We start from the raw sequence: 25834 nt of genomic DNA, 5'->3' as shown, positions 1-25834 counted from the left end.
CCGGCGGTTGTCGGGGTGTCACCACATCTGCTGGACGATGTCCGCCGCCTGCTCCTCCCACTGCGCGTACGCGTAGGGGAAGGCGGAGACCTGGACGGTCTGCGCGGCTGCGGTCAGCGGCAGGTCCTGCCAGCCGCCGACGTTACGGAGTGCGGTGAAGAACGCCGTGGCGGCGTACTCCGGGTCGGTGATCTGCTCGGGCGTGCCCCAACCGGACGACGGGCGCTGCTGGAACAGGCCCTGCGAGTCGTGGTCGTTGTACGCACCGAGGTGGCCGAGGTTGTAGAGCTTCGACTCCTGCAACGAGGTGGCGACGCCGATCACCGCGCCACGGTCGCCGACGCCGGTCTTCTTGGCCGCGTCCACGATCTTGCGGGCGTTGTCGAGCTGCGCGTCGTCGAGCGGGATGCGCGACTGCGCGCCCTCGATGCCGTGCGGAATGAGCTGGTCGCGGCTGGGCTTGCCGGCCGGCGGCTTACCGGTGGCGGAGCCGGTGGTCAGCCCCGACTCGACGGGCTGCTCCTCCTGGCGGGCGGGGGCAGCGGCCTTGGCCTTGCCGGTGGCCAGGTCGATGGCGGCCACGGCGCCCTCGTGGGGCCCGGAGGTGACCGGGGCGGCGGCCGCGGTCGGCGCTAGTGCCAGACCGCCGAGGGCAGCCACACCCGCCACGCTCAGCGCGGTCTTGCGGTACGAGTCCTTGGCGATGGCGGGGAGCCATCGAGTGAAGTCGGCCTTCACGATGGTTCCTTTCGATCGTCGGAACGCTCCGGGGTGAACGCTCCTCGGGAGATGACCGCGGAAGAGGGTTTGGTGCTCCGGCGGTACGGGGACACAACCGGGTTCACCTGTCGGGCATTCCGGAAATGCCCGGAGGTCGGCGCGGCGTGGCACCGGTCACGACCCAGATTCGGACATGGTGGCTCTGCTTACATCGGTCAGACAGCGGTGACGGAGAGCGGTTCGCGGAACTCCGGGGCACTGTCCGGACGCCAGCCTTTGCTCTGCGTGAGGTGTGCGGGGCGGCTTGTCGCTACTGTCGGTGCGCCGGCTCTCCGTACCGGACGAGGACGTGCCAGAGTTGTTTGAGGTGCTGGAGCGTCTCGTCGACCGGACCCCGGTCCGCCCACCGCTCCGGCTCGGTGACCACCGACGCCGCTGCCCGACCGATCAGCGCCGCGTCCACCGGGGCGCCCGGTCCGGCGAACTCACGGTGCAGACGCGCCGCCAACACCGGGATCGCGGGGCCCCGGAACTCGGCGTCGACCCGGTCGACGGCCAACGCGAAGCCGGGGTGCCACTGCAGCGGAAAACCGTACCGCTGGGCGATCGATTCCAGCCTCGCCCCGGTCGGCGTACCGGTGAAGGACGGGTCCACCACCAGTGCCTCGACGTCGTGCGCGAGGTCGAGCGGGCCGTGGATCTGGGCCTCCACGTAGGCGTCGAGCGCGCGACCGACCGCGCCCGGGGTGGTCGGCGGGCCCAACAGCGTCCGCGCCAGGGTGGCGGTGTCCGTTCCGGCCCGGCCCAGGCACTCGCCCGTGCTGGCGACGCCGGCCAGCAGCCCGGCGAGCACCGCCTCGAAGGCGTCGGCCGCGCCGACCACCGTCGGGCTGAGGTGGCTGTCGCCGAGGCAGAAGGTCGCCCGGGCCAGCACCGCCGGGCGCAGCCGCAGATGGCAGGAGCCGAAGCGTGGGCAGGCACCGTCCGCGTGGCCGAGCAGGTTCAGGCCGCCGTACGTGGGCCGCTGCGCCGGTGTCACGCCGGGTCGCTGGTACGCGCCGTCGAACATCCGGTGCTCCCAGCGGTCCCGGTCGCCACCGGGGTACGCGGTGAGCCCACCGTTGGAGATCCCGGTGACGAACTGGCTGCGGTACACCCCGTCCTCGGCCAGGGCGTCGGCGACGGTTCGGCCGTCGGCACACAGCCGGTCAGGGTGGAAGTTGACGGTCAGCTGCCCGGACCGGATGGCCGCCAGCAGGTGCTCCGGTCGGCGGCCGACGTCCGCGGCGGCGAGGTGCCGGACGATGGTGGCCAGCGCGGCGGGGCGCTCGACCACGGCCACCGACCGTACGTACGCGACAGCAGCCGCCTGCGCCGGGGTGAGAGCAGCGGCGCGCAGGCCGCCCCGCTCAGACGTCGCCGTCACGTCCAGGGCCGTCGTCGTCGGACCCGGTGCGCAGCTCCTGGAAGATGGTGATGTGCAGATCGGCCGGGGCGTCGAGGCGCGAGTTGAGCGACTGCCACGGCGTGCGGGTGGGCGGAGCGACCTCGCTCGCCCCGGCGGCGACCAACCGGGCCGTGGTCGCCTCGGCGTCGTCCACCTCGAAGGCCACCCGGAGGCGGGGCGCCACCTGTCGACCCACCTCGACCTCGTCGATCATGCGCTTCTGCGCCGGGTTGGCGATCTCCAGGGTGGCGCGGCCGGCGTCCAGGATCACCACCCGGGCGTCGTCGTCGCCGCTGAACGCCGCCTCCTCCGGCAGGCCGAGCGCGTCGCGGAAGAACGCCACGGCCGCGTCGTGGTCGGCGGCCTCCACCACGAGTCGCAGCTGGCGGACAACGGGGGCGGGCGGGTCGGCGGCCATGTCCGGGATCCTAGCGCCACGCAGGGTTTAGGTTGGGAGCGTCCAGAGGGGAGCGACAGTGGTCGAGGCGGCGAGCGACGACGCGTACCTGCTGCACCCGGTCGGGCGGGTCGCCTCGCCGCTGACCGACGCGGCGAGCGCGCCACGGCAGGGCGACGAGGGCGCGCCGGACGCCTGGCTGGTCTTCGACGCGCACGTCGCGCCGGCGCTGCGCGACCTGCGTGCCGGCGCGGAACTGGTGGTGCTGACCTGGTTGGACCGTGCCCGCCGCGACGTGTTGGCGGTGCACCCGCGGGGCGACGAGAGCCGGCCCGAGACCGGTGTGTTCAGCACCCGATCCCCGCACCGACCCAATCCGATCGGGCTGCACCGGGTGCGGGTCCTGACGGTGGACGGCCTGCGAGTCCAGGTGGCCGACCTGGAGGCCCTCGACGGCACCCCGGTCCTGGACGTCAAGCCGGTGCTGGGCGCGGTCGACGAGCGCTGAGCCGTCGACCGCGCCGCACACCGGGTCTCAGTGGCCCCGGGCCAGCCATTCGTCAAGGTGTGGCGCCTCCGCGCCGATCGTCGTGTCGTCACCGTGTCCGGTGTGCACGACCGTCTCCGCCGGCAGGGTGAGCAGACGGGTTCGGATCGACTCGACGATGGTGTCGAAGTCGCTGTACGAGCGGCCGGTCGCGCCCGGACCGCCGGCGAAGAGCGTGTCCCCGGTGAACACCGCACCCAGCTCGGGGGCGTGGAAGCTGCACGCGCCGGGGCTGTGCCCGGGGGTGTGCAGCACCCGCAGCGTGGTGCCGGCCACCTCGATGCCCTGCCCGTCGTGCAGCTCGCCGTGCGGCGGCAGGTGCGGGTGGACCATGTCCCAGAGGACCCGGTCGGCGGCGTGCAGCAGCACCGGCGCGCCGGTCGCCTCGGCCAGCTCGGGCGCCACCCGTACGTGGTCGTCGTGGGCGTGGGTGGCCAGGATCGCCCGAACCCGCCGGTCACCCACCAGGGCGAGGATCGCGGCCACGTCGTGCGGCGCGTCCAGGACGACACACTCGCTCTCGTCACCGATCACCCAGACGTTGTTGTCCACGTCGAACGTCTGCCCGTCCAGGGAGAACGTGCCGGCGGTGACCGCGTGGTCGACGCGGGCGGTCATCAGAACACCACCACCGAGCGCAGCACGTCGCCCTGGTGCATCCGGGCGAAGGCGGTCTCGACCTGGTCCAGCGCGATCTCCTCGGTGACGAACGCGTCCAGGTCGAGGCGGCCCTGCAGGTACAGCTCGGTGAGCATCGGGAAGTCCCGACTGGGCAGGCAGTCGCCGTACCAGCTGGACTTCAGCGCACCGCCGCGCCCGAAGACGTCCAGCAGCGGCAGCTCGATCTGCATCCGCGGGGTCGGTACGCCGACCAGCACCACCGTGCCGGCCAGGTCCCGGGCGTAGAACGCCTGCTTCCACGTCTCCGGTCGGCCCACCGCGTCGATCACCACGTCGGCACCGAACCCGCCCGTGGCGGCCCGGATCGCCTCGACCGGGTCGGTCTCGGAGGCGTTGACGGTGTGCGTGGCACCGAACTTGCGGGCCCAGTCCAGTTTGCGACTGTCGGTGTCCACCGCGACGATCGTCGTGGCGCCGGCGAGGACCGCGCCGGCGACCGCCGCGTCTCCGACGCCGCCGCAGCCGATCACCGCGACCGAGTCGCCCCGGGTGACGTTGCCGGTGTTCATCGCCGCGCCCAGCCCGGCCATCACCCCGCAGCCGAGCAGGCCCACGGCGGCCGGTCGGGCGGCCGGGTCGACCTTCGTGCACTGCCCGGCGTGCACCAGGGTCTTCTCGGCGAACGCGCCGATGCCCAGCGCCGGTGCCAGTTCGGTGCCGTCGGTCAGGGTCATCCGCTGCTTCGCGTTGTGAGTGTTGAAGCAGTACCAGGGGCGACCCCGGCGGCAGGCGCGGCACACCCCGCAGACCGCACGCCAGTTGAGGACCACGAAATCACCGGGGGCCACGTCGGTGACGCCGTCGCCCACCTGCTCGACGACGCCCGCCGCCTCGTGGCCGAGCAGGAACGGGTAGTCGTCGTTGATGCCACCCTCGCGGTAGTGCAGGTCGGTGTGGCAGACACCGCAGGACTGGATCCGGACGATCGCCTCGCCGGGGCCGGGATCGGGCACCACGATGGTGGTCACCTCGACCGGCGCGCCCTTGCTGCGGGAGATGACTCCCCGGACTTCCTGGCTCACTTCGCCTCCTGCTGGTGGTGTGCGGCAGGGCCGGGCGCCGGGTGGGCGGGTGTGCCACGGGCTCGGCGATGGGCCCCCGGCGAACCTACCGCGACCACCACGGCCAGCCCAGCCGGCCGGACGGGTTATCGCGGGCGGTCCGGGGTACGCCTGCCGCATTCGACCACGGCCAACGGGGAGTGATCATGAAGCTCGCGCACCTGCCGCTTCGAGTCAGCATCGGCGCGTACTTTCTCAACTCGGGTCTGGGCAAGCGGACCCTGGAGGGCGCCGCCGCGGAGGGCATCCACGGGATGGCGGTCGCCGCCATGCCGCAACTCGGTCAGTTCGACCCACCGCGCTTCGCGAAGCTGCTGTCGTACTCGGAGATCGCCCTGGGGGCCGCGCTGCTCGCGCCGTTCGTCCCGACCCCCCTGGTCGGCCTCGGTCTGACCGCGTTCGGCGCGGGTCTGGTGCAGCTGTACCTGAAGACGCCGGGGATGCGCGAGCCCGGCAGCATCCGACCGACCCAGCAGGGCGCGGGGTTGGCCAAGGACGTCTGGCTGGTCGGCGCGGGGCTGACCCTGGTGATGGAAGGGCTGACCCACGGCCGTCGGCGCGGGTGACCGGCGGGCGGCCTGAGGCGCTGCGGTGAGCCAGCCTCGGTCGGTGCGGCCGTTCTACCGGCCCATGCGGCCACGTCGTCGTGACGAGCCGCACCGCACGGCCACGCCGCTGGAACTCTTCTTCGACCTGTGCTTCGTGGTGGCCGTGTCGCAGGCCGCCACCAACCTGCACCACGCCGTCTCCGAGGATCAGCTCGTCCACGCGCTGACCAGGTACCTGCTGGTCTTCTTCGCGATCTGGTGGTCGTGGATGAACTTCACCTGGTTCGCCTCGGCCTACGACACGGACGACGACCTCTACCGGATCGCCACGCTGGTTCAGATCGCCGGAGCGTTGATCATCGCCGCCGGAGTGCCCCGGGCATTCACCGACGGCGATTTCAGCGTCATCACGTACGGCTACGTGGTAATGCGGATCGCGCTCGTGGTCCAGTGGTGCCGGGCCGCCGCCGGTGACCCGGCGCACCGCCGGGCGGCCCGGCGGTACGCGATCGGCGTCACCATCGTCCAGCTCGGTTGGCTGCTCCGGCTGGTCCTGCCGCCGGGTTGGGGTACCGCGGCGTTGCTGCTGCTGATCGTGGCCGACCTGCTGGTGCCCGCGGTGGCCGAGCGGCCGGGGATGACTCCCTGGCATCCGCGCCACATCACGGAACGGTACGGGTTGTTCACCCTGATCGTGCTCGGTGACGTGGTGCTGGCCACGTCGGTGACCATCCAGACCGGGGTGGATGCCGGCGACCATCACCTCTGGTCGCTGGCGGCAGCGGCCACCGTGATCGTGTTCGCTCTCTGGTGGCTCTACTTCGACCGTCCCATCGACGCGCCCGACCGGATGCCGTACACGCTGGTGTGGGGCTACGGCCACTATCTGATCTTCGCGGCGGTCGCCGCGATCGGCGCCGGCCTGGCGGTGTCGGTGGACGTCGAGCGGCACCTCGCGCACGTCTCCGGGGGCACCGCAGGGTACGCGGTGGCCATCCCGATCGCCGTCTTCCTGCTCACGGTCTGGGTGCTGCACGTACGCCGGCAGCAGCACGGCGCGGTGGTCGTCGCCTTCCCCGTCGTCGCGCTGCTGGCACTGCTCGCGCCGCTCGGCCCGGCCCCGGTGTACGTGCTCGCGGCGCTGCTCGTCGCCCTCGTGACGCTGACCGTGCTGGTGCGCGCCCGCGACGTCGGGCCGAGCCCCGGGGTGGCCCCGTCCTGACTCGTCGGCGGACATCTCGGTGCCCGACTCCCGGTGCGGCACCGGGCGCGACGGCCCGAAGGTAGGCAGAATTGCGGCATGCCTGTGCCATCCGCACTCCCGGGCGGCGCTGCGCTTAGCCCGGTCGGTGCCGGGCCTGACCGTGCTGCCACCGCGCGGCTTCATCACCAGCCAGACCGACTTCGCCGAGGTCCACCAGGTACGTGTGCACCTGACGGTCCGGGTGGTCGGCGCGGATCACGGCGGCGACCCCGTCCAGCCGCTCGGCGTCGCGGTCCACCAGGACCAGGTCGGTGCCCCGGTCGGCCAGCGCGTGCGCCAACGCCGCGCCGATGCCACTGGCCGCCCCGGTGACCACGGCTGTCGCGCCGGTGAAGTCGAATCTCCGCACGGTCGGTGCTCCTCCGCTGACGGTTACCGGCGAGCAGCCGGACGGGACGGCACAGGACGGTGGGTGGGCGCGGTGGCGCGGGAGAACCGCACCCCCTCGTCGGTGAGCCGACCGTGGCGCATCAACAGCACGTCGCGTGCGTAGTTCTGGTGCAGCCGCCAGGGTGCGCGCACACCCTGGCGGGGCAGCGCGTCGACACCGCGCAGCACGTAGGAGGAGCGCAGGTCGATCAACGGCACGCGCCCGTCGTCCGTGGGTGGCAGCGGCGTGACGACCTGCTGACCGGTGCGGTCCAGGTGGCGCAGCAGCCGGCAGACGTACCCGGCGACCAGGTCGGCCTTGAGCGTCCACGACGCGTTGGTGTAGCCGAGGGTCAGCGCGAAGTTCGGCACCCCGGACAGCATCATGCCCTTGTAGGCCACGGTGCTGGCGAGGTCGACCTCGGTGCCGTCCACCCCCAGGGTCAGGCCACCGAGGGCGAGCAGGTTGAGCCCGGTAGCGGTGACCACGATGTCGGCGGGCAACTCCGCACCGGAGGTCAACCGGACACCCTGCGCGGTAAAGGACTCGATGGTGTCCGTCACCACCGACGCCCTGCCCTCGCGCACGGCCGTGAACAGGTCACCGTCGGGCGCCACGCAGAGCCGCTGGTCCCACGGGTCGTACCGGGGCGAGAAGTGCCGGTCGACGTCGTACCCCACCGGCAGCAGAGCGGTCGCGGTCCGCCGCAGCGCCCGCCTCACCAGGCCGGGGGCGCGCCGGCTGAGCTGGAAGGTGGCGGTGGACAGCAGCACGTTCTTCCAGCGCACCACCGGGTACGCGACGCTCGCCGGCAACCGCCGCCGCAACGCGTCGGCCAGCCGGTCGCGCGAGGGCCGGGCCAGGACGTACGTCGGTGAGCGCTGGAGCATGGTCACGTGGGCGGCCCGCTCCGCCAGGGCCGGCACCAGGGTGACCGCGGTCGCGCCGCTGCCGATCACCACCACCCGACGGCCGGCGTGGTCGAGGTCGTCGGGCCAGTGCTGCGGGTGCACCAGCCGCCCGGCGTACGCGTCGACGCCCGGCAGGGCCGGGGTGTATCCCTCGTCGTAGCGGTAGTAGCCGGTGCAGGCGAACAGGAACGAGCAGGTCAGCACGACGGTCTCGGCGGTGTCGGTGCGTTGCGCGTGCACCGTCCAACGGGCGGCGTCGCTGTCCCAGTCGGCGCGCACCACCCGGTGCCGGAAGCGGATGTGCCGCCGCACGTCGTACTCGTGGGCGGTCTCCCGCACGTACTCCCGGATGGTGGCACCGTCGGCGATGGCCTTCGGGGCGGTCCACGGTTTGAACGAGTAGCCGAGGGTGAACATGTCCGAGTCGGAGCGGATACCCGGGTAGCGGAACAGGTCCCAGGTGCCGCCGACGGCGTCGCGCGCCTCCAGCACCGCGTACGTCTTGTCGGGGCAGTCCCGGCGCAGGTGGCAGGCAGCGCCGATGCCGGAGAGGCCGGCGCCGATGATCACCACGTCGACGTGGTCGGAGGCCATCGAATTCCTCCATCCGGGGCGGTGGACGGACATTAACACCGCACCCGGATGGCCGAAGGTCAGCACGAGCGCGGGGCGCAGCAGACGGGGCTGCGGGCGCAGCGAAGGGTGGCTGGACCTGGCCCGCCACGTCGATGTCCCGTTCAGCGGTATACCTCACAGGCATATTCATACCTCTGAGGTATACCGCTCACTACCGCATCCGCCCCGACGGAGGTGACCGACGGTCACCTCCGTCCGCCGGCTGCGCCCACCACCCCAGCCTCGATGAGGACTTACTCGTCTAGGACTCGAGTGAAGATCATGACCCAGTTGGTCTCCCAGGTCTGCTCGCCGTCGACGGAGAACGCCTGCTCCCAACGGGCCGTGGTCGCGCTGATGTCCGACCAGATGAACCGGCACCGCACCGGTCGGCCCTCGTGCTGGTCGTCGGCGTAGAAGTGCCCCACCCCGTCGACGAAGCGGCCCACCATCGGCGGCAGCCCCAGCACCCCGTCGACACTGCTCACCCAGTAGATCGACCACTCCTGCCGGGCCGGGTCGAAGACCCGGACGGTGGCGCCCGCGGAACCCTTGGTCGGGAAGGTGATCTCGTCGAAGTGGCCGCCGCCGCCGAAGAAGCCGTGCGCGACGGACACCCCGGGAAACTCCTCCCACTCGTCGGAGCCCACCAAGCGCTTGCGCAGCCGCCGGTTCACCACGTTCCAGGTGCCCACAAAGAAGTCGAAGTCGCCCATCAGCGGCCCACCGGCCCTTCTGCTCGCGTGTCGTTGAGATATCCAGTCAGGTCGGGGGCCTCCGGCGCAAGCACGTGCCGAACCCAGGCGGCCCGCTCGTGTTCCAGCACCGCCAACTCCCACACGCACCCGATCGCGGGTCGACGGACCTGCACGAAGTGGGTCGGGTCCTCGTCCGGGCAGTCCAGCGCCGGCTGCCCGGCCGCGGCGACCCGGACCTCCACCGCGTTGTCCCACACCCAGGAGTACGCCAGCAGGTAGGCGCCGCTGTCCGCGCCCCGGTGCAGCACCACCCAGCCGGCGGCCGGGGTGCCGTCGTCGACGAGGTCGACGAGCAGCAACGGCATCTGCTCGTACGCGGCCTTCTCCACCTCCGGTTCGATCGGCTGCTCCGGCTGGTCGATGTGGTAGCGCTTGAAGTGTCTGCCGCCCACGATCACCGGTCCGGGCGTGCGAAGTTCCTTGTCGCGAAATGCCATGCCGGGACGGTAGGACCGGTCCCCTGACAACTAGTGTCAGTGAAGTGCGGGCTTCTCGACTTCTCTCGTTGCTCCTGCTGCTCCAGCAACACGGCAGGCTGACCGCCGCACAGCTCGCCGAGCGGCTGACCGTCTCCCCCCGCACGATCTACCGGGACGTGGACTCGCTGCACGCCGCCGGCATCCCGCTCTACGGAGAGGCCGGGCACGCCGGCGGCTACCAACTGGTCGACGGCTGGCGGACCCGGTTGACCGGTCTCACCGCCGAGGAGGCCGACCGGTTGTTCCTGGCCGGGTTGCCCGGTCCGGCCGACGAGCTGGGCTACGGCGACGTGGTGGACGCACTGCGACTGAAGCTGCACGCCGCGCTTCCCGCTCCCCTGCGCGACCGGGCGACCCAACTCCAACAACGCTTCCACCTCGACACGCCCGGCTGGTACGCCGACGGCGACGCCTCCCCCGAGCTGACCCGCACGGCCGAGGCGGTCTGGCAGCAGCACCGCGTCGAGGTGCGCTACCGCGGGTGGAACGGCGAGGTGACCCGGGTGCTGGAGCCGTACGGCCTGGTGCTCAAGGGCGGCCGGTGGTACGTGGTGGCCGACCAGCCCGGCCGAGGCGCTCCGGCGACCTACCGGGTCAACCAGATCCTCGCGCTGACCCCGCTGCCGCAGGAGTTCGTCCGACCGGCCGACTTCGACCTGCCGGCCTGGTGGCAGGCGCACGTGGTGCAGTTCCGGGCCCGCCTGCACCGCGACGAGGCCACCGTCCGGCTCTCCCCCGCCGGCCGGCAACGGCTGCGCGAGATCGGCAGCGATCCGGTGGTGACCGCGATGGACGCCACCGCCCAGCCGTCGGACGCGCGGGGCTGGGTGACCGCGGTGCTGCCGATCGAGTCGCTCACCCACGCCCACGGCGAGTTGCTCCGCCTCGGCGCCGACGTCGAGGTGCTGACCCCGGTCGCGCTGCGCGAACGCCTGGCGGCCACCGCCGCCGGGCTCGCCGCCCTCTACGACACTCGCCCGATGGACGACCCCGCCAACGGCGTGACGTAGGTCGCTCGCGTTGGTTGCTGGCACCGGTCTGGGAGACTCTGGCATCGTGGATGCGCTCTCGGTACGGGGACTTAGCCGCAACTTCGGCGACCTGGTCGTGCTCGACGACGTGAGCTTCACGCTCCCGGCGGGTCGGATCGCGGTGGTGCTGGGGCCCAACGGCAGCGGCAAGACCACCCTGCTGCGCTGTGTGGTGGGCGCGGACCGGCCGGACGCGGGCGAGGTGCTGGTGCAGGGCCGCCGGGCCGACGAGACCGACCCGCAGGTGCGGGCGCTGGTGGCGGCCGCCCTGGACGACATCGACTTCTTCCCCGACCTGTCCGTGGCCGAGCACCTGGAGCTGGTCGCGTACGCCCACGGGAGCAACGCCGAGCCGGTCGAGGAGGTCCTGGCCGAGTTGGGTCTGGAGCCGGCCCGCGACCAACTGCCGGTGACCCTGTCCAGCGGGCAGCGCCGCCGGTTGGCGCTGGCGTCCTGTTTCGTCCGGCCACGCCGGGTGCTGATCCTCGACGAGCCGGAACAGCGCCTCGACGTACGCGGGCGACAGTGGCTCGCCGACCGACTGCTCAGGGAACGGGCGGCGGGCACCGCGGTGCTGCTGGCCTCGCACGACCCGGAGCTGATCGACGCGGTGGTCGACGAGCGCATCGAGATCGGCCGGTGAGCGCCCCACCGGCCACCATCGCCGACACGCCGACCGGGATTCCCACTGCCCGGCAACTGCGTACCCACCTGCGCCGGGCGCGCAGCCGACACCACGATCACTCCTTCGGCGACGTGCTGGGCGACGCGTACGTCATCGTCCTGTTCACCGGCATGTACGGCTGGTTCGCGATCAGCGCCAGCCGCGACCTGCTGGATTCCCCGACCGTGGGGCAGGCGGAGCCGGGGGTGCGCTGGTGGCTGGCGCTCGCCGCGCTGCTGGCCGGTGCCGGCCTGGCCTGGCGTGGCCTGCGCGCCCTCGGCCCGCTGCTGGTCACCCCGGCCACGCAGAGCTGGGCGACGAGCGCGCCGGTCGACCGGCGGGCGTGGCTGGCGCCGCGGTTCGTCCTCCTGCTGGTGGGCGCCGCGGTGGGTACGGCGGCGCTCGGGCTGGCCGTGGCGGCACTCGGCGGGGTCAGCGACCTGGCGGCGCTGGGCTGGGCGGCCGGGGCCGGCGCGGGGTGGGGCGCGGCGGCGCTGGCGCTCAGCGTCGTCGCCCAGAGCAGCCGGGCGGGTCGGCGGTGGCCGGCGGTGGCCGGCGCGGCGCCGATGGTGGCGGCCGCCGTCCTCACCGCCGCGGTGGTGCTCCTCGGTCACCTCGGCGACGGCCTGCCCCGGCCGGCGGCGACGCCGACCGTCGCGCTGTTCGCCCTCGCGCTGCCCCTCGCCGGGCTGGGCACGATCCGCGCGGTCCGCGCGCTGCCCCGGGTCGACCGGGCCACGCTGACCACCGGCGCGCAGTTCGCCAACGCCGCCGCCACGGCGACGATCCTGCTCGATCCGAGCCTGCTCACCGGCCTGGTGGAGAGCCGGCGGTGGCGTCGGATCGGCCGGATCCGCAGCCGCCGGTTCCTGCCCGGCCCCGGCTGGTGGGCGTTCCTGCAGGCCGACGTACGTCGGTTGCGCCGCCACCCGAGCGCCCTGCTGATCTGGGCAACGCTGATCGGCGTGCAGTATGCTGCCGCGCTCGCCCTGCCCGGGTTGGCCGGGGCCGCGCAGGTGGTGTTCGCCTACCTCGCCGCCAACCGGTTGACCGGTGGCCTGCGGTCGATCAGCCGGTCACCCGGACTGCGCCGGGCGCTGGGCGGCAGCGACAACCTGCTGCGCGGGGTCCACCTGGTGGTGCCGGCCGTCGGCGCGGGCCTGTGGTGGTTGCTGACCCTGCCGACCGTTGAGCCGGGGCCGTCCTGGCTGGCGCCGACGCTGGCGCTGGGAGTGGTGGCCGCCGCGTTCCGGGCCGGCACCCGCCCGCCGATCAACTACGGTGGCGCGACGGTCAACACGCCGTTCGGCATGATCCCGGTCGACCTGATGCGTCAGGGGTCACGGGGGCCGGCGCTGCTCGCCGTGCTGGTGCTGGTGCAGCTGTTCCTGGGCTGACCACCTGTCGTCCGGGTGCCGTGCTCAGCCGGATCGCCCACGGCGGCTGAGCACGGCGGCGATCGCGGCGACGCCCTCCTCGATCTCGGTCGTCGTACGGGCCGCGTAGCCGAGCACGAGACCCGGCCGGTAGGGACGCTGGCAGTGCCAGGACAGCGGTTGCACCTTGACCCCCCGCGCCAGCGTCGCCGCCGCCAGGTCGGTGTCGACCACGTCGTCGTCCAGCGTGATCATCAGGTGCAGGCCGGCGGCCGCGCCGTGCACCGTCGCCGACGGCAACTCGCGGGCCAGCGCGGCGATCATGGCGTCCCGCCGGCGGATGTGTCGGCGGCGTAGCAGCCGCAGATGCCGCTCGAAGGCGCCAGAGGTCAACAACTCCGCCAACACCAGCTGTGGGAGCACCGCGTTGCCCAGGTCGGCGTTGCGTTTGGCGGCCACCACCGCCTCGCGCAGTCGCGGTGGCACCAGCAGCCAACCGACCCGCAGGGCGGGGGCGAGCAGTTTGGAGACGCTGCCGGCGTAGCAGACCTGCTCGGGCAGCAGGCCCCGCAGCGCCGGCACCGGCGGACGGTCGTAACGGTGCTCGGCGTCGTAGTCGTCCTCGATGATCAGACCGCCGGCCCGCGCCCAGGCGACCAGGTGGCGGCGGCGGTCACCGTCGAGCACGACACCGGTCGGGAACTGGTGTGCGGGGGTGAGCATCACGGCCGACACACCGCTGGCGGCCAACTCGTCGACGCGCAGCCCGGCGTCGTCGACGGTGATCGGCGGGGTGCCCATCCGCCAGTTGTTCAGGTGCTGACGTACGCCGAGCGAACCCGGGTCCTCGACCGCGATCCGGTCGACGCCGGCTGCGGTGAGTGCCTGGGCGAGGAGCCCGAGCGCCTGGGAGACGCCCGCCACGATGATCACCTCGGTGGGGTCGGCGCTGATACCGCGGTTGCGGGCCAACCAGGCGGCGACGGCCTGTCGCAGCGTCGGCGCGCCGCACGGGTCGCCGTAGCCGAGGTCGGACGCGGCGAGGCGGCGCAGCACGGTCCGCTCGGCGCGTAGCCAGTCGGTGCGGGGAAAGGCGGCCAGGTCGGGTACGCCGGGCGTCAGGTCGATCGTCGCGCTCGCCGCGCGTACCGCGTCGAAGATGTCGCTGCCCGGTGCCGGCGGGAACAGTGCTGCCGGGGGCGGCACGGCGGCCGGGGCGGTCACCGGCGCGGCGGGCACGGCGACGACGACCGTGCCGGCCCGGCCCCGGCCGGCCACGTGACCCTCCTCGGTCAACCGCTGGTACGCCTCGGTGACCACGCCCCGGGAGACGCCGAGGTCGGCGGCGAGCACCCGGGTCGGGGGCAGCCGCTCACCGGCCGGCACCCGCCCGTCGGCGATGGCCTGACGCAACCGGTTGGTCAACCAGTCGGCCCGCCCGCCCGGCGGCGCGTCGGCGATGGCCAGGTGCAGAAAGTCCGACCCGGCCGTTATGGACCTGTCGGATGCCCTCGGTTTGGCTCTGCTCACCGGACCATCTTGGCAGCAGAGTGGAGACGGGACCCGCCCCACCGAACCCACCGGAGGACGACCGTGAGCATTGCCTTCCTGGTCGCCACGCTGGTCGTGGTGGTCACCCCGGGCACCGGGGTGTTCTTCACCCTCTCCGCCGGGCTGTCCCGGGGCGCCCGAGCCGGCGTGCTGGCCGCGTTCGCCTGCACGCTGGGCACGCTGCCGCACCTGCTGGCGGCGATGACCGGGCTGGCCGCGCTGATGCAGACCAGCGCCGTGGCGTTCGACGTCGTCCGGTACCTCGGCGTCGGGTACCTGCTCTATCTGGCCTGGTCCACCGCACGCGACCGCGACGCCTTCACGGCGAAGACCGACGCCGCGCCCCGCTCGGCGACCCGGGTGATCATCTCCGGCGTGGTGGTCAACCTGCTCAACCCGAAGCCGACGCTGTTCTTCGTCGCGTTCCTGCCCCAGTTCGTCGACACCGCCACAGTCGACTCGACCCGGGCGATGCTCGCCTGCGGCGCGGTGTTCATGCTGTTCACCTTCGTGGTGTTCAGCGGCTACGGCATCTTCGCGGCCCGGGTGCGGGACCGGGTGCTCACCCGCCCCCGCGTCACCGACTGGCTGCGTCGATCCGTCGCCGGCACGTTCGTCGCGCTCGGCGTGACCCTCGCCCTCACCCAACGATAGGAGTGCCGTGCGGTTCGAGCATTCGGCGCAGCTGCGCGCCGCGTACCCCGATCTGGTCGCCGGCGTGGTCCACGCCACCGGCATCACCGCGACGGCCGACGTGGCGCGGCGGACGGCCGGCTACCTGGCCGTCGCCCGCACTCGGCTGGCCGACGGACCGGAGAGCGGCTTCCCGGAGATCCAGGCGTGGCGGCGGGCGTACGCGGCGATGGGGTTGCCACCCACCCGCTACCGGTGCGCGGCGGAGGCGCTGCTGCGTCGGCTGCGCCTGGACGGCGAACTGCCCCGGGTGCACCCGCTCGTCGATCTCTGCAACGCCGTCTCGGCCGCGTACGCCATCCCGATCGCCGCGCTCGACCTGGACCGGATCGACGGTGACCTGATGGTCCGACCCGCGCACGGCGACGAGGAGTACCAGACCTTCGCCGGCGACACCGAGCATCCCGACCCGGGTGAGGTGACCTTCGTCGACACCGCCGGACGGGCACACGCCCGGCGCTGGACGAACCGGCAGAGCGGTTGGTCCGCCGTGCGGGCCGACACGTCGTCGGTGCTGATCGTCGCCGAGGCGCTGCACGCCGAGGCCGAACCGACCCTGACCCGCCTGGTCGCCGCGCTGGTCAGCGAGGTGACCGACGGGTGGTCCACGCCGACGGCCAGCGCGGTGCTGACCGCCGCCGCGCCCCGCTTCACCGCCACGACCTCCGGTGGCGATCTCGGTCAGGCGGTGTCGCCGGGGACGAGGTGACGGTAGCCGGGGATCGTCTCGCCGAACCAGCCGGCGACGCTGGCCAGGCCGCGCTCGTTGAGCTGCGCGTCGTGAATCGGGTACGCGGCGGCGGCGCCCACCGCGCCGGCGAACCGGATCGCCTCGTCGAGGCGCAACCAGGACCCCTGGGCCGGGACGAGCAGGGTGTGCACCGGCTCGTCGGGCACGTGCAGCGCGTCGCCGGGATGGTAGAGCCCGCCGCCGATCAGGTAGCCGAGGTTGGGGCAGTCCGGTTGACCCCCGTGGATGGCGGCGTGCCGGCCGCCGTGGGCGCTGACCTCGATGCCGGCCGCCGTGAAGCGTTGCCCCGCGCGGACCCGGGTCACCGGCAGCGGGACGAGATCCGGCAGTCGGGCGCCCTCCGGGGCGTACACGGGGACGCCCAGGCCGGCCAGGCGCAGCACGTCCACGTGGTCGGTGTGTTCGTGGGTGACCAGGACGGCGTCCGCGCCGACCAGGGCGCGCGGCTCGCTCCACGTCCCCGGGTCGACGACGAGCACCCCACCGTCGTGTTCCACGCGTACGCACGAGTGGGTGAATCGCGTGATCCGCATCCCGGCGACGGTACGCGCTCGGCAGACAGGTCACGGTCCCGTGGTGGTTGGGTCGGCCCTGCCGGGGTGGTGCGGGCGTCGTCAGCGCATCGGCGCGGCCGACGCCCGGACGATGTACGCGAACTGCACACCGAACGCCACCACCGCGACCAGCACCCCGACCAGGACCGTCACCTCGCCCCCGGCCCCGACGGTCGCGGCTGCCAGCGCGATGCCGAGCCCGCCCAGCACGGCGTTGACCGCCCCCACGAGCGCGGCGGTGGTCAGCAGGAACTCCCACCGCCCCGGTCGCGTGCCGACCAGGTTCCAGGCCGTGCTCATGGCATCGTCGGCCACCACCGCGTCGGCGAAGAAGTCGTGCTCGCCGGCGAGCTTGTGCTGGTAGTAGGCCCGGATGCGTTGGATCCGCCGCAGGTCCAACGAGTTCTCCACGGTGGTCTCCACCAGCCGCAGAAACGTCAACACCCCGATGATGACCAGGGTCGGCAGCACCGCGGCCAGGTACGGCCGGACCAGCTTGTCGTTGCTGGCGACGAAGCCGAGGCCGATCAGCGCCGCCGACAGGACGGACAGGAAGATCGTGGCGCGGCCGGTGGCCTCGGCGATGGTGCCGGCGCGGGACGTCTGCAACGCGTAGTGCTCGGTGGTCAGGACGGTGAGCAGCGCCTGCTCGCGTTCACTCTCGTCCACCCGCCACCCTCCGTGGTCGCACGACTCCGTTACCGTCACCCTATGAGCGGCGGGGCGGGTCCGAACGGCGAACCGACCGCTCGGCGAAGGGGCCAGCGCCCAGCACAGCGGGCACGTATCCTCCGAATTCCGGTGATCAGCAAGCGGCGGTGGGGCCGAGCGACGGCGGAAGGGGACCGGATGCCCGAGTGGGCTGGTCGGGGCGGGCGGCAACGACGCGCCTTCGTCGTCGGTGGGGCACTGCTCGGTGTCGCGGTCGTCATGCTGGTGGGCGCCTGGCGCAGCACCGGCTTCCTGAGCGACCTGCTGCTCAACCTCGGTGCCAGCGTCGTGCTCGCGGCCATCTCGTACGTCATCTTCGACCCGCTGTTCGAGGAGGCCCGCAAGGCGCGGGTACAGGAGCACCTGAGCTTCGACCAGCAGGCGTTCGTGACCCGGCTGCACCGCTCCGGCCGCCGGGTGCGCATCCTCGACACCTGGACGATCCTGCTGGAACAGCGGCACCGCGAGGAGACACTGGACGCGATCCGGGCGGCGCTCGCCAACGGCGCCCAGGTGCAGTTGCTCCTGCTCGACCCGGACTGCACCGCCGCGCAGCAACGCTCCGAGGAGTTGGAGCGGCAGCGGGTGGACGTACCCCGGCAGATCCGCACCAACCTGCGCCACCTGGCCGTCTTCACCGACGCCCTCGACGCCCGGCTACGACAGCGCCTGCAGGTCCGGCTCTACGACGCGTCCCCGTCGATCCAGCTCTACCAGTGGGACGGGCGGGCGTTGATCTCGTTCTTCCCGATCGGGAAGCTGTCGTTCAACGTCCCCCAGCTCGAGGTGGACATGGACAGCCCGTGGGGCGGGTTCGTGCACGCCCGCTTCGAGGAGTTGTGGGAGCACGAACAGGCCACCCTCGACCTGGAGCGGTACTGGTCGGTCATGGTCACCCTGCTGCACGACGACTCGGACGTGGTCGAGGTGCGCGTGCCGTACGTGACGGTGGACGGGCAGCACTACGTCGACTGCCGTGGGTTCCGGGTGACCGGGCAGCTGACCGCGCGCGCCATGCTGCCGCCTCGCGCGCCCGGGGCGTCCCCCGCGGTGTTCGCGCTGGCGGCGCCCGCCGACGGGGACCACACACCTGCCGACACGGTGAAACGGCACTTCGACCAGAAGTACGGGCACGACGACGGGGATCGGGCGATCTACCGGTTGGTGCCGCCACCGGGCGCCTCCCGTCCCCCGGCGCCCCGCCCGGCGGCGGCCGGCGACACCCACGGACGGTGACCCCGGCCCGACCGGTCCGTTCGGCGCGCGAAACAATGGTGGTCTCGCCCGAACGCCCGGAGGACCCGCCACGTGTCGCCCAGCACCGCACCGCCGCCCGGGTCGGCGCAGCTACGCGCCGACTGCGGACGCTGCTTCGGCCTGTGCTGCGTGGTGCCCGCGTTCGCCCGGTCGGCGGACTTCGCCATCGACAAACCGGCCGGGCGGGCCTGCCCCAACCTGGGTCCGGACCACCGCTGCGGCATCCACACCGAGCTGCGCCAACGCGGGTTTCCCGGCTGCACGGTGTTCGACTGTTTCGGGGCCGGGCAGCAGGTCTCCCAGGTCACCTTCGGTGGGCGGGACTGGCGGGACGCGCCGGAGACGCTGCCGGCGATGGCGGAGGCGTTCGCCGTGCTGCGTCCCCTGCACGAACTGCTCTGGTACGTCACCGAGGCGCTGGCGCTGCACCCGCCGGCCGACCTGCGCGACGAGCTGACCCGCGCCCGCGCCGAGACGACAGCCCTCACCGAGGGTGACCCCACGCACCTGCGGACGGTGGACGTCGCCGCGCACCGGGACCGGGTCAACCCGCTGCTGTCCCGGGCCAGCGACGCGGCCCGCTCCCCCGGGGGCGCGGACCACCGGGGCGCGCACCTGCCCGGCGTCGACCTGCGCCGGGCCAACCTGCGCCGGGCCAACCTGCGCGGGGCGCTGCTGATCGGCGCCGACCTGCGCGGCGTCGACCTGGGCCTGGCCGACGTCACCGGCGCGGACCTGCGCGGGGCCGACCTGCGCGGAGCCGACCTGCGGAGCACCGTCTTCCTGCACCAGTCCCAGCTCGACGCCGCCCGCGGCGACGTCCGCACCGGCCTGCCGGCGACCCGCACCCGACCGGCGCACTGGACGGCGCTGCCGCTCACCCCGGTCCGCCGGTCGTCCGCGTCCACCGCCTCCACCGGCCGCCGCCGACGGCGCTGAGCGCGAGGTTTCGGCCGGGACGACGCCGGGTAGCCAGCGCCGACGCGGACCGGCATCGACGGGGGGCACGGCGTGGGCTACCGAAAGCGCGACGGTGAGTTGCCGGGCGACCCGCAGCACAGCGAGGACGAGGCCGGTCAGGTGCCGCTGGTGCAGGTCGAGGCGGACACCGAGGTCCCCGCGCCGGCGGACACCGACGTCCGACCGGACATCGTGACCGAGCCCGACAACTCAGGTGTCGCCGGCGGCTCGTCCGGCAGCAGCGGCGGCGGGTCGAGCATGCCTGGGCACCCCGACGCGAGCCGCTGACCCCGACTCAGCGACTGGTCAGCGCGGCCCGCGCCTCGGTCATGCCCTTGTTGGCCAGCCCGTCGGCCCGCTCGTTCTCCGGGTGACCGTTGTGCCCCTTGACCCACAGCCAGGTGACCTCGTGCCGTTCACAGGCCGCCTCCAGCCGCTGCCACAGGTCGGCGTTCTTCACCGGCTGCTTCGCCGCCGTCCGCCACCCGTTGCGCTTCCAGGACGCCAGCCAACTGGTGATGCCGTTGCGCACGTACGTGCTGTCGGTGTGCAGCTCGACGGTGACCGGCCGGTTCAGGCTCTCCAACGCCTGGATGGCCGCCATCAGCTCCATCCGGTTGTTGGTGGTCGGCGTGGCCTCGCCCCCGCACAGCTCCCGCTCGTGGTCGCCGTAGCGCAACAGGGCGCCCCAACCGCCCGGTCCGGGGTTGCCACTGCACGCCCCGTCGGTCCAGATCTGCACGCCCCTGCCGGCCGCCGCGTCCACCATGCCCGGCAACCTACCGGCAGCGCACGTCGTCCTCCCCGCTCGGGGGGCCGGCGCGCCGCGCCGTGGGCGCCGCACCCACCACCGCGGGTGGGACGGCCGGTGCGGGCCGGGTGGGGCGCAGCCGGTCACGGACGCGGTGCGCCGCGTCGCCGGCGGTGGCGGCGATCATCGGCAGCAGCCGGGTCGAGTTCATGATCGCGACCTCCTCGGCCGGGGTGGTGACCCCGTCGAGGAAACGCAGCACCCGCTCGGCCGGGTTGCGGTCGAAGAGCCGGTCGAAGAAGTCCGGGCCGCCGACCCCGCCCCGGTCCAGCGCCCGCAGGGCCACCGCGTCCATCCACCGGTGCCGACGCGGGTACGCCGCCCGCGGCACCGGCGCTCGTCCCGCCGCGAGGGCACGGGCCACCTGGTCGGCCTGGCGGTACATGGCGGAGAAGGTGAAGCCGGTGGAGGGTCTGGTCGCGCCGCCGGCCGTACCGAGCCGGACCACCCGGGGTGAGGGCCGGGCCGAAAACGGCGCGTCGGTCATCGGGATCACCCCGTTCTCCACCTCGCGCACCCGCAGTCCGGCCGGGTCCAGGCCGAGCAGGTCCCGGTAGCCGGCCAGCGCCGCGTCGTACCCGGCGTCGGTGAGCAGGTCGGGCGAGAACTCGGTGTACTCGACCAGGGCGTACCTGTCACTGACCGGCAGCAGGTACCCGAACGAGACGCCCCGGGGCGGCTGCGGGGTGCGGAAATCCATCAGCACCGCGCGCGCCGGGTCGAAGACGGGCCGATCGGCCTCCAACCACCAGCCACGGAAGTGCTGCAACCAGGTGGTCCGCCCCGCTCGCGCCGGCGGGCGGGGGCGGGAGTCGAGCACCCAGCCGGCCCGTACGGTCTGCCCGTCACCGGTGCGCACCTGCACCCGCGTGCCCTCGTCGGTCACCGTCTCGGCGGGCGCGACGATCCGGGTGGCGTCCAGCCGGCGTTCGGCCGCGGCAGCCCGGTCGTAGACCGGGCCGGAGCGGAGCATGGCGTACCGCAGCGGGGTCAGGTCCAGGACGCGGCGTCGGGCCGTCGTGGCCACCTCGACCTGCTGCCAGCTCGCGCTGAGCAGCGGGTCCAGGTCGGTCCCGGGCTGGCCCCAGAACGCCCAGGTGCGGTCCTGACCGCGCCGGCGGACCGGGTCGACGACGGCGATGCGCAGGCCCCGGACGCCGTGCCGGTCCAGTGCGGCGAGCAGCAACGACGCCGCGCCACCACCGCCGAGCAGCGCGAGGTCGACGTCGAACGGCGCGGAATCGGTCACCCGCACCACGCTGCCACACCGCCGCCCACCACCACCGATGGGGCGCATCGGCGCTCAGGCCACCGGGGCGGGCGACTCGACCGGGGGCGGGTCGGTGGACGCGCGAAGTGACCGCCGCCAGCTTGACAGGCAACCTATCGGTTGCCTATGTTGACTGGCAACCGGTTGGTTGCCGGTCACGGGGAGGGTGAATGGACGACGCGTTTCGGGCGCTGGCAGATGCCAGCCGGCGTCGACTGCTGGACCGGCTCAACGAGCGCAACGGCCAGACCCTGCGGGAGCTGTGCGACGGGCTGGCCACCACCCGACAGGCCGTCAGCAAGCACCTGTCGGTGCTGGAGGCGGCCGATCTCGTCACCACCGTCCGGCGCGGCCGGGAGAAGCTGCACTACCTCAACGCCGCCCCGATCAACGCCATCGCCGACCGGTGGCTCAGCCGCTACGACCGCGAGCGCGCTGCCACCCTCGCCGACCTGACCACCGCATTGGAGCGACAACCCATGGAGAGCCCGACCTTCGTCTACACGACCTACGTCACCACCACCGCGCAGCGACTGTGGTCCGCGCTCACCGAACCGGCGTTCACCCGTCGCTACTGGGGTGGAGTCGCGCTGGTGTCGGACTGGCAGGTCGGGTCACCCGTGCTGTGGCAGGACGCGCCGGAAGGCGAGCCGCGCGACCTCGGCCAGCGGGTGCTCGTCGCCGAGCCGTACCGTCGTCTCTCCTACAGCTGGCACGGCTTCCAACCCGAGCACGCCGAGCACTTCGGCTGGTCCGCCGAGGAGCTGGCCGCCCGGCTCGGCGAGCGCCGGTCGACGGTGACCTTCGAGATCGAGCCGCACAGCGGGTCGACCGTCCGGCTGACGGTCATCCACGACGACTTCTCCCCGGACAGCGAGATGCACCGGGCGATCAGCGGCCAGCTCGACGGCAGCGGAGGCTGGCCGGAGCTGCTGGCCAGCCTCAAGACCCTGCTGGAGACCGGCGAGCCGATGCCCGACCCGTCCCCGGCCCGCTGACCCTGACCCACCGGCCAGGGGTGCATTTCCGCCGTGGCCGGCAATACCTCGCCATCGACCCAGCGACGACAGCCCGGCCGCAGCGGACATCGATCGGAGCACCGGTGCCGGTCGGGCCGTCCGGGCCTTTGCGCAGCTCTCCCCGCCTTCGGGTGGACACGTGACGGCAACGAGGAATTCTCATTTTCACCTGATCGTGGGGCCAACCCACCTAGTGTTGGGCACACCGGTGCTAGTCGGAGTTGGCCACCCGAACGACGTCCCACGCAGTCAGCGGACGAAAAGTGAGGGAAGACGCGTATGAAGGTCTCAACAGCACTCTGCTCGGCGGCGCTCGGCGTGGGCCTCGGCACGCTCCTGCTGCCAGGCGCCGCACTGGCCGACACCACGGTGTCACCGGCCACCACCCCGGTCGGTGGGACCGTCGTGCTCACCGCGACGACCTGCAACCCGAAGTCGGGTGACGCCCTCTTCCGGGTCACCGGCCCCAACCGCGACCAGAACGTCCGATCCACCACTGCCGCCGCCGGCGGCGGGCTGAGCGCCGAACTCTTCACCGCCGGATTCACCCTGGGCACGTACACGGTGGCGGCGACCTGCGGCGACGGCAGCTCGGCCGGCACCACGACGTTCACCGTCACCCCGATCGGCGGCGCACCGGCCGGCTCCGGTGGTGACAGCCGCGACACCGGCGCTCTGGCCGCTGGTGGCACCCTGCTCGGCACCGCCCTCGCCGGCGCGGTGGTCCTGATCCGCCGGCGACGTCCGGTGTCCACTGTCGCCTGATCGGCGACTGCTCCATCCCTGAGGACGGGTGCCCGCACCGGTGACACCGGCGCGGGCACCCCGACGATGCCCTACGGAGGTGTGCCCACGTGTGGTGGCGGCGGACCCTACCGGCCGTGGTGGCCCTGCTCGGCGTGACCGGGCTCGGGCTGATCACCGTCGGCCTCACCGCCGACCCGACGCGGCCACCACGACCGCCGGCCGACGCGCCGAGGCGCACCCATCCCGCACCGGACCTGGCGCCGCTGCCCCGCGCCGCGCCGGTCCGGGTGCGGATCCCCACCATCGACGTACGCGCCGAGGTCGTCCCGGTCGGCGCGGACGCCGCCGGGGTGCTGGAGGTGCCACCACTGGACAGGCCCACCCTCGCCGGCTGGTACCGGCACGGGGTCAGCCCCGGCGAGACCGGCAACGCCGTCCTGGTGGGACACGTCGACTCCCCCGCCGGACCGGCGGTCTTCTTCGACCTCGGTCGGCTGCGCAGCGGTGCCCAGATCGAAATCACCCGTGCCGACACGCAGGTCGCCACGTTCACCGTGGACGACGTCCGCGCGTACCCGAAGGAGGACTTTCCCACCACGCTCGTCTACGGCCCGGCGGACGCCGCCGGACTCCGCCTGATCACCTGCGGCGGCCGGTTCGACGCCACGACCGGCAACTACGTCGACAACGTCGTCGTCTTCGCCACCCGCACCGCCTGAGCACGGCCGCCCGCCTGTCGGACGCCGGACCCCGCTCGGCAGAATGCGGTGGCACCATCCCCAGCGGGCACCGTGACCGGGTGGTGCGCGGACGACGGGGAGGCACTCGGTGGATCAGCGACCGGTACGAGACCGGGCCGGTCGAGGCGTACGCGCCCTGGCCCGTCGACTGCTCGGCCGGGTCGAGGACGACTCCCCCACCCCGCGCCGGTCCAACCCGGACGCGGTCGTCGACTGCGCCGTCTACGTCGACGGCCGGCGCGAACCGGGACAGCCGCACTACGCCGACGCCTACTCCCGGGCACGGCACGGCCGCGACGCCTTCGTGTGGCTGGGCCTGCACGACCCGGGGCCGGCCGTGCTCGCCGCGGTCGGCCGGACCTTCGGCCTCGACGAGCTGACCGTCGAGCAGGCGCTCGCCGACGGGCACCGGCCCACCGTGCAGCGGCACGGGCCGGTCACCCTGCTGGTGTTGCGCACCGCCGGGTACGTGGAACACGACGAGCTGACCGACACCTCCGAGGTGATCGACACCGGGGACGTGATGGTGCTGCTCGGCGACCGGTTCGCCATCACCGTGCGGCACGGCGCCGCCGGGGCGCTGCGCAGCGTCCGCGCCGACATCGAGCGCCGTCCCACGCTGCTGGCCGCCGGCCCCTGGGCGGTGGCGTACGCGGTGTGCGCCCGGATGGTCGACTCCTACCTGGAGGTGGCCGGGCACGTGGAGCGGGACCTGGAACGGGTCGAGGAGGAGGTGTTCGCCCGCGACCGCAGCGCCGACATCCAGCACATCTACCAGCTCAAACGGGAGGTGGTGGAGTTCAAACGGGCGGTGCTGCCGTTGCAGGCGCCGATGCGGACGCTACTCGACCCGGACGGCCCTCCACGCGCCCTGCACCGCTGGTTCGTCGACGTGGACGGCCGGTTGAGCCGGGCCGTCGACCGGATCGCCGCGTACGACGATCTGCTCACCTCGATCGTGCAGTCCCGGCTGGCGCAGCTCGCCGTCGAACAGAACAACGACATGCGCAAGATCGCGGCGTGGGCGGCCATCGCGGCCACCCAGACCGGCATCGCCGGCATCTACGGCATGAACTTCGATCACATGCCCGAGCTGGCCTGGCGGTACGGCTACGCCGGAGCCGTGGCCCTGATGGCGGCGGCGGCCCTGTTCCTGTACCGCCTGTTCCGCCGCTCCGGCTGGCTCTGACCGCTCCGGCCGGCTCTGACCACCTCGGCCGGCTTGATCGACTCGGCCGGCTTGATCGACTCGGGTTCCTTGAAGTCGGGGTGTCGGACCCCTTCGGATACCGCGACTTTCAGGAAGTCGAGTCGATCAGCCAAGGATCGCGTGCCACAGCGACCGGCGGGAGCCGTCGCTGGTCGATGCCCGGCGATGGGGCAGGATGACGATGTGGGCAAGGGTGCGGGACGCCGACGGGCGAACACGACGACGGGACGGGCCTGCCCGTGCGGCTCCGGCCGGGCGTACGCGGACTGCTGCGCCCCGGCGCACGGCGGCGACGCCCCGGCGACGGCCGACGCGCTGATGCGCTCCCGGTTCAGTGCCTTCGCTCTCGGCGACACCGGCTACCTGCTGAGCACCTGGCACTCGTCGACCCGGCCCGCCTCCCTGGACCTCGACCCGGGGCAGCGGTGGACCCGGCTGGAGATCGTCGAGACCGAGCGGGGCGGCCTGCTCGACGCCGCCGGCACCGTGACGTTCCACGCCCACTACCGGGCTGCGGGACGGCCCGGCACACTGACCGAGCACAGCCGGTTCGTCCGCGAGGACGGCCGATGGGTCTACGTCGACGGTGACCAGACCTGACGGTCGAATTGGCGTAGGATCTCCTTGGCGCCGTCCTGCGCCGCACCTCCCTCCCGGCGCTCACGCCGCCGGCCACGCGGAGGCAAAGGGG

The 25834-nt window shown here is 73.0% G+C and carries 29 protein-coding genes and 1 pseudogene; 16 read left to right on the top strand and 14 right to left on the bottom strand.

The features are described 5' to 3' along the window. Positions 1-18: 18 nt before the first annotated feature. From AB0C25_RS18655 to AB0C25_RS18645, 3 genes are all read right to left on the bottom strand, one after another. The gene (locus AB0C25_RS18655; RefSeq protein WP_357374659.1) at positions 19-738 is read right to left on the bottom strand and encodes a hypothetical protein; all 720 of its coding nucleotides are present in this window, start codon (positions 736-738) and stop codon (positions 19-21) included. A gap of 292 nt (positions 739-1030) precedes the next feature. Continuing rightward, positions 1031-2146: a DUF3626 domain-containing protein gene (locus AB0C25_RS18650; protein ID WP_357374657.1), complete on the bottom strand. Its 1116-nt coding sequence runs from the start codon at positions 2144-2146 to the stop codon at positions 1031-1033. After that, entirely contained in the window at positions 2130-2585 is a 456-nt protein-coding gene (locus tag AB0C25_RS18645; RefSeq protein WP_357374655.1) for a VOC family protein, read from the bottom strand. Before AB0C25_RS18645 ends, AB0C25_RS18650 begins: the two co-directional genes overlap by 17 nt. Positions 2586-2643: 58 nt before the next feature. On the opposite strand from AB0C25_RS18645, the gene tsaA reads away from it, so the two are divergent. Beyond that, positions 2644-3072, top strand: coding sequence for a tRNA (N6-threonylcarbamoyladenosine(37)-N6)-methyltransferase TrmO (tsaA, locus tag AB0C25_RS18640; RefSeq protein ID WP_357374653.1), 429 nt, complete (start codon positions 2644-2646; stop codon positions 3070-3072). 27 nt (positions 3073-3099) lie between these two features. Here tsaA and AB0C25_RS18635 read toward each other — a convergent pair whose 3' ends face one another. Together AB0C25_RS18635 and AB0C25_RS18630 are read right to left on the bottom strand one after the other, a co-directional pair. Further along, on the bottom strand, positions 3100-3729 hold the full coding sequence (locus AB0C25_RS18635) for an MBL fold metallo-hydrolase (RefSeq protein WP_357374651.1): 630 nt from the start codon (positions 3727-3729) through the stop codon (positions 3100-3102). Continuing rightward, on the bottom strand, positions 3729-4814 hold the full coding sequence (locus tag AB0C25_RS18630) for an S-(hydroxymethyl)mycothiol dehydrogenase (RefSeq protein WP_357374649.1): 1086 nt from the start codon (positions 4812-4814) through the stop codon (positions 3729-3731). The genes AB0C25_RS18635 and AB0C25_RS18630 overlap by 1 nt, the downstream gene beginning before the upstream one ends. Before the next feature lie 185 nt (positions 4815-4999). On the opposite strand from AB0C25_RS18630, the gene AB0C25_RS18625 reads away from it, so the two are divergent. Both AB0C25_RS18625 and AB0C25_RS18620 read left to right on the top strand, forming a co-directional pair. Next, complete coding sequence (locus AB0C25_RS18625; RefSeq protein ID WP_357374647.1) at positions 5000-5419, top strand: hypothetical protein; 420 nt, start codon at positions 5000-5002, stop codon at positions 5417-5419. A gap of 25 nt (positions 5420-5444) precedes the next feature. Then, entirely contained in the window at positions 5445-6623 is a 1179-nt protein-coding gene (locus AB0C25_RS18620; RefSeq protein ID WP_357374645.1) for a low temperature requirement protein A, read from the top strand. A 181-nt stretch (positions 6624-6804) separates the two neighbouring features. Here the strand turns inward: AB0C25_RS18620 and AB0C25_RS18615 are convergent. From AB0C25_RS18615 to AB0C25_RS18600, 4 genes and pseudogenes are all read right to left on the bottom strand, one after another. Next, positions 6805-7014: pseudogene (locus tag AB0C25_RS18615) on the bottom strand (SDR family NAD(P)-dependent oxidoreductase); the annotation flags it as partial. Positions 7015-7037: 23 nt separating this feature from the next. Then, entirely contained in the window at positions 7038-8540 is a 1503-nt protein-coding gene (locus AB0C25_RS18610) for an NAD(P)/FAD-dependent oxidoreductase (RefSeq protein WP_357374643.1), read from the bottom strand. 275 nt (positions 8541-8815) lie between these two features. Beyond that, on the bottom strand, positions 8816-9277 hold the full coding sequence (locus AB0C25_RS18605; RefSeq protein WP_357374641.1) for a hypothetical protein: 462 nt from the start codon (positions 9275-9277) through the stop codon (positions 8816-8818). Then, the gene (locus AB0C25_RS18600) at positions 9277-9756 is read right to left on the bottom strand and encodes a hypothetical protein (protein WP_357374639.1); all 480 of its coding nucleotides are present in this window, start codon (positions 9754-9756) and stop codon (positions 9277-9279) included. The genes AB0C25_RS18605 and AB0C25_RS18600 overlap by 1 nt, the downstream gene beginning before the upstream one ends. A gap of 44 nt (positions 9757-9800) precedes the next feature. Between AB0C25_RS18600 and AB0C25_RS18595 the strand changes: the two genes are divergently transcribed. The 3 genes from AB0C25_RS18595 to AB0C25_RS18585 are packed head-to-tail and all read left to right on the top strand — an operon-like array spanning position 9801 to position 12890. Next, entirely contained in the window at positions 9801-10808 is a 1008-nt protein-coding gene (locus AB0C25_RS18595) for a WYL domain-containing protein (protein ID WP_357374637.1), read from the top strand. Positions 10809-10854: 46 nt separating this feature from the next. After that, positions 10855-11472: an ABC transporter ATP-binding protein gene (locus AB0C25_RS18590; protein WP_357374635.1), complete on the top strand. Its 618-nt coding sequence runs from the start codon at positions 10855-10857 to the stop codon at positions 11470-11472. Beyond that, the gene (locus tag AB0C25_RS18585; protein ID WP_357374633.1) at positions 11469-12890 is read left to right on the top strand and encodes a DUF6297 family protein; all 1422 of its coding nucleotides are present in this window, start codon (positions 11469-11471) and stop codon (positions 12888-12890) included. The genes AB0C25_RS18590 and AB0C25_RS18585 overlap by 4 nt, the downstream gene beginning before the upstream one ends. A 24-nt stretch (positions 12891-12914) precedes the next feature. On the opposite strand, the gene AB0C25_RS18580 is transcribed toward AB0C25_RS18585, so the two are convergent. Then, positions 12915-14399: a PLP-dependent aminotransferase family protein gene (locus AB0C25_RS18580; protein WP_357374631.1), complete on the bottom strand. Its 1485-nt coding sequence runs from the start codon at positions 14397-14399 to the stop codon at positions 12915-12917. Positions 14400-14462: 63 nt separating this feature from the next. Here AB0C25_RS18580 and AB0C25_RS18575 point away from each other — a divergent pair, with 63 nt between their 5' ends. Together AB0C25_RS18575 and AB0C25_RS18570 are read left to right on the top strand one after the other, a co-directional pair. Beyond that, complete coding sequence (locus AB0C25_RS18575) at positions 14463-15074, top strand: LysE family translocator (protein ID WP_357374629.1); 612 nt, start codon at positions 14463-14465, stop codon at positions 15072-15074. Between the two features lie 7 nt (positions 15075-15081). Beyond that, on the top strand, positions 15082-15822 hold the full coding sequence (locus tag AB0C25_RS18570) for a phenylalanine--tRNA ligase beta subunit-related protein (RefSeq protein WP_357374626.1): 741 nt from the start codon (positions 15082-15084) through the stop codon (positions 15820-15822). Here the strand turns inward: AB0C25_RS18570 and AB0C25_RS18565 are convergent. Together AB0C25_RS18565 and AB0C25_RS18560 are read right to left on the bottom strand one after the other, a co-directional pair. Further along, positions 15795-16397 (bottom strand): MBL fold metallo-hydrolase, encoded by a 603-nt coding sequence (locus AB0C25_RS18565; RefSeq protein ID WP_357374624.1) that lies wholly within the window; start codon positions 16395-16397, stop codon positions 15795-15797. The genes AB0C25_RS18570 and AB0C25_RS18565 overlap by 28 nt on opposite strands. Before the next feature lie 81 nt (positions 16398-16478). Next, the gene (locus AB0C25_RS18560; RefSeq protein ID WP_357374622.1) at positions 16479-17087 is read right to left on the bottom strand and encodes a hypothetical protein; all 609 of its coding nucleotides are present in this window, start codon (positions 17085-17087) and stop codon (positions 16479-16481) included. A 180-nt stretch (positions 17088-17267) separates the two neighbouring features. Between AB0C25_RS18560 and AB0C25_RS18555 the strand changes: the two genes are divergently transcribed. From AB0C25_RS18555 to AB0C25_RS18545, 3 genes are all read left to right on the top strand, one after another. Continuing rightward, positions 17268-18365, top strand: a complete 1098-nt coding sequence (locus tag AB0C25_RS18555) for a DUF5919 domain-containing protein (protein ID WP_357374620.1) — start codon at positions 17268-17270, stop codon at positions 18363-18365. Positions 18366-18437: 72 nt separating this feature from the next. Beyond that, positions 18438-19325 carry a pentapeptide repeat-containing protein gene (locus AB0C25_RS18550; protein WP_357374618.1) on the top strand — a complete coding sequence of 296 codons (888 nt, stop codon included), beginning with the start codon at positions 18438-18440 and terminating at the stop codon, positions 19323-19325. A gap of 72 nt (positions 19326-19397) precedes the next feature. Next, a complete protein-coding gene (locus AB0C25_RS18545; RefSeq protein WP_357374616.1) occupies positions 19398-19634 on the top strand; it encodes a preprotein translocase YidC in 237 nt (78 codons plus the stop codon). 7 nt (positions 19635-19641) lie between these two features. On the opposite strand, the gene rnhA is transcribed toward AB0C25_RS18545, so the two are convergent. Together rnhA and AB0C25_RS18535 are read right to left on the bottom strand one after the other, a co-directional pair. Continuing rightward, positions 19642-20115 carry a ribonuclease HI gene (rnhA, locus tag AB0C25_RS18540; RefSeq protein WP_030491933.1) on the bottom strand — a complete coding sequence of 158 codons (474 nt, stop codon included), beginning with the start codon at positions 20113-20115 and terminating at the stop codon, positions 19642-19644. A 10-nt stretch (positions 20116-20125) separates the two neighbouring features. After that, positions 20126-21406: a lycopene cyclase family protein gene (locus AB0C25_RS18535; RefSeq protein ID WP_357374614.1), complete on the bottom strand. Its 1281-nt coding sequence runs from the start codon at positions 21404-21406 to the stop codon at positions 20126-20128. Between the two features lie 191 nt (positions 21407-21597). Between AB0C25_RS18535 and AB0C25_RS18530 the strand changes: the two genes are divergently transcribed. The 5 genes from AB0C25_RS18530 (at position 21598) to AB0C25_RS18510 (ending at position 25743) form a co-directional block, all read left to right on the top strand. Next, positions 21598-22425, top strand: coding sequence for a metalloregulator ArsR/SmtB family transcription factor (locus tag AB0C25_RS18530; protein WP_357374611.1), 828 nt, complete (start codon positions 21598-21600; stop codon positions 22423-22425). Positions 22426-22725: 300 nt separating this feature from the next. Beyond that, entirely contained in the window at positions 22726-23211 is a 486-nt protein-coding gene (locus tag AB0C25_RS18525; protein ID WP_357239305.1) for a hypothetical protein, read from the top strand. Positions 23212-23327: 116 nt separating this feature from the next. After that, positions 23328-23912, top strand: a complete 585-nt coding sequence (locus tag AB0C25_RS18520) for a class F sortase (RefSeq protein WP_357374609.1) — start codon at positions 23328-23330, stop codon at positions 23910-23912. A gap of 109 nt (positions 23913-24021) precedes the next feature. Further along, positions 24022-25122 carry a magnesium and cobalt transport protein CorA gene (locus AB0C25_RS18515; RefSeq protein ID WP_357374607.1) on the top strand — a complete coding sequence of 367 codons (1101 nt, stop codon included), beginning with the start codon at positions 24022-24024 and terminating at the stop codon, positions 25120-25122. A gap of 186 nt (positions 25123-25308) precedes the next feature. After that, positions 25309-25743: a YchJ family metal-binding protein gene (locus tag AB0C25_RS18510; protein ID WP_357374605.1), complete on the top strand. Its 435-nt coding sequence runs from the start codon at positions 25309-25311 to the stop codon at positions 25741-25743. Positions 25744-25834 lie beyond the last annotated feature (91 nt).

This window comes from Micromonospora sp. NPDC048839 (genome assembly GCF_040649915.1).
Classification (GTDB): Bacteria; Actinomycetota; Actinomycetes; order Mycobacteriales; family Micromonosporaceae; genus Micromonospora.
This window is presented reverse-complemented; position numbering and strand designations above follow the sequence as displayed.

Coding starts and splice junctions, on each gene's coding strand:
- AB0C25_RS18645 (WP_357374655.1), bottom strand. CDS start 2,585: ATGGCCGCCGACCCGCCCGCCCCCGTTGTCCGCCAGCTGCGACTCGTG.
- AB0C25_RS18635 (WP_357374651.1), bottom strand. CDS start 3,729: ATGACCGCCCGCGTCGACCACGCGGTCACCGCCGGCACGTTCTCCCTG.
- AB0C25_RS18625 (WP_357374647.1), top strand. CDS start 5,000: ATGAAGCTCGCGCACCTGCCGCTTCGAGTCAGCATCGGCGCGTACTTT.
- AB0C25_RS18610 (WP_357374643.1), bottom strand. CDS start 8,540: ATGGCCTCCGACCACGTCGACGTGGTGATCATCGGCGCCGGCCTCTCC.
- AB0C25_RS18605 (WP_357374641.1), bottom strand. CDS start 9,277: ATGGGCGACTTCGACTTCTTTGTGGGCACCTGGAACGTGGTGAACCGG.
- AB0C25_RS18600 (WP_357374639.1), bottom strand. CDS start 9,756: ATGGCATTTCGCGACAAGGAACTTCGCACGCCCGGACCGGTGATCGTG.
- AB0C25_RS18565 (WP_357374624.1), bottom strand. CDS start 16,397: ATGCGGATCACGCGATTCACCCACTCGTGCGTACGCGTGGAACACGAC.
- AB0C25_RS18555 (WP_357374620.1), top strand. CDS start 17,268: ATGCCCGAGTGGGCTGGTCGGGGCGGGCGGCAACGACGCGCCTTCGTC.
- rnhA (WP_030491933.1), bottom strand. CDS start 20,115: ATGGTGGACGCGGCGGCCGGCAGGGGCGTGCAGATCTGGACCGACGGG.
- AB0C25_RS18530 (WP_357374611.1), top strand. CDS start 21,598: ATGGACGACGCGTTTCGGGCGCTGGCAGATGCCAGCCGGCGTCGACTG.
- AB0C25_RS18525 (WP_357239305.1), top strand. CDS start 22,726: ATGAAGGTCTCAACAGCACTCTGCTCGGCGGCGCTCGGCGTGGGCCTC.
- AB0C25_RS18510 (WP_357374605.1), top strand. CDS start 25,309: ATGGGGCAGGATGACGATGTGGGCAAGGGTGCGGGACGCCGACGGGCG.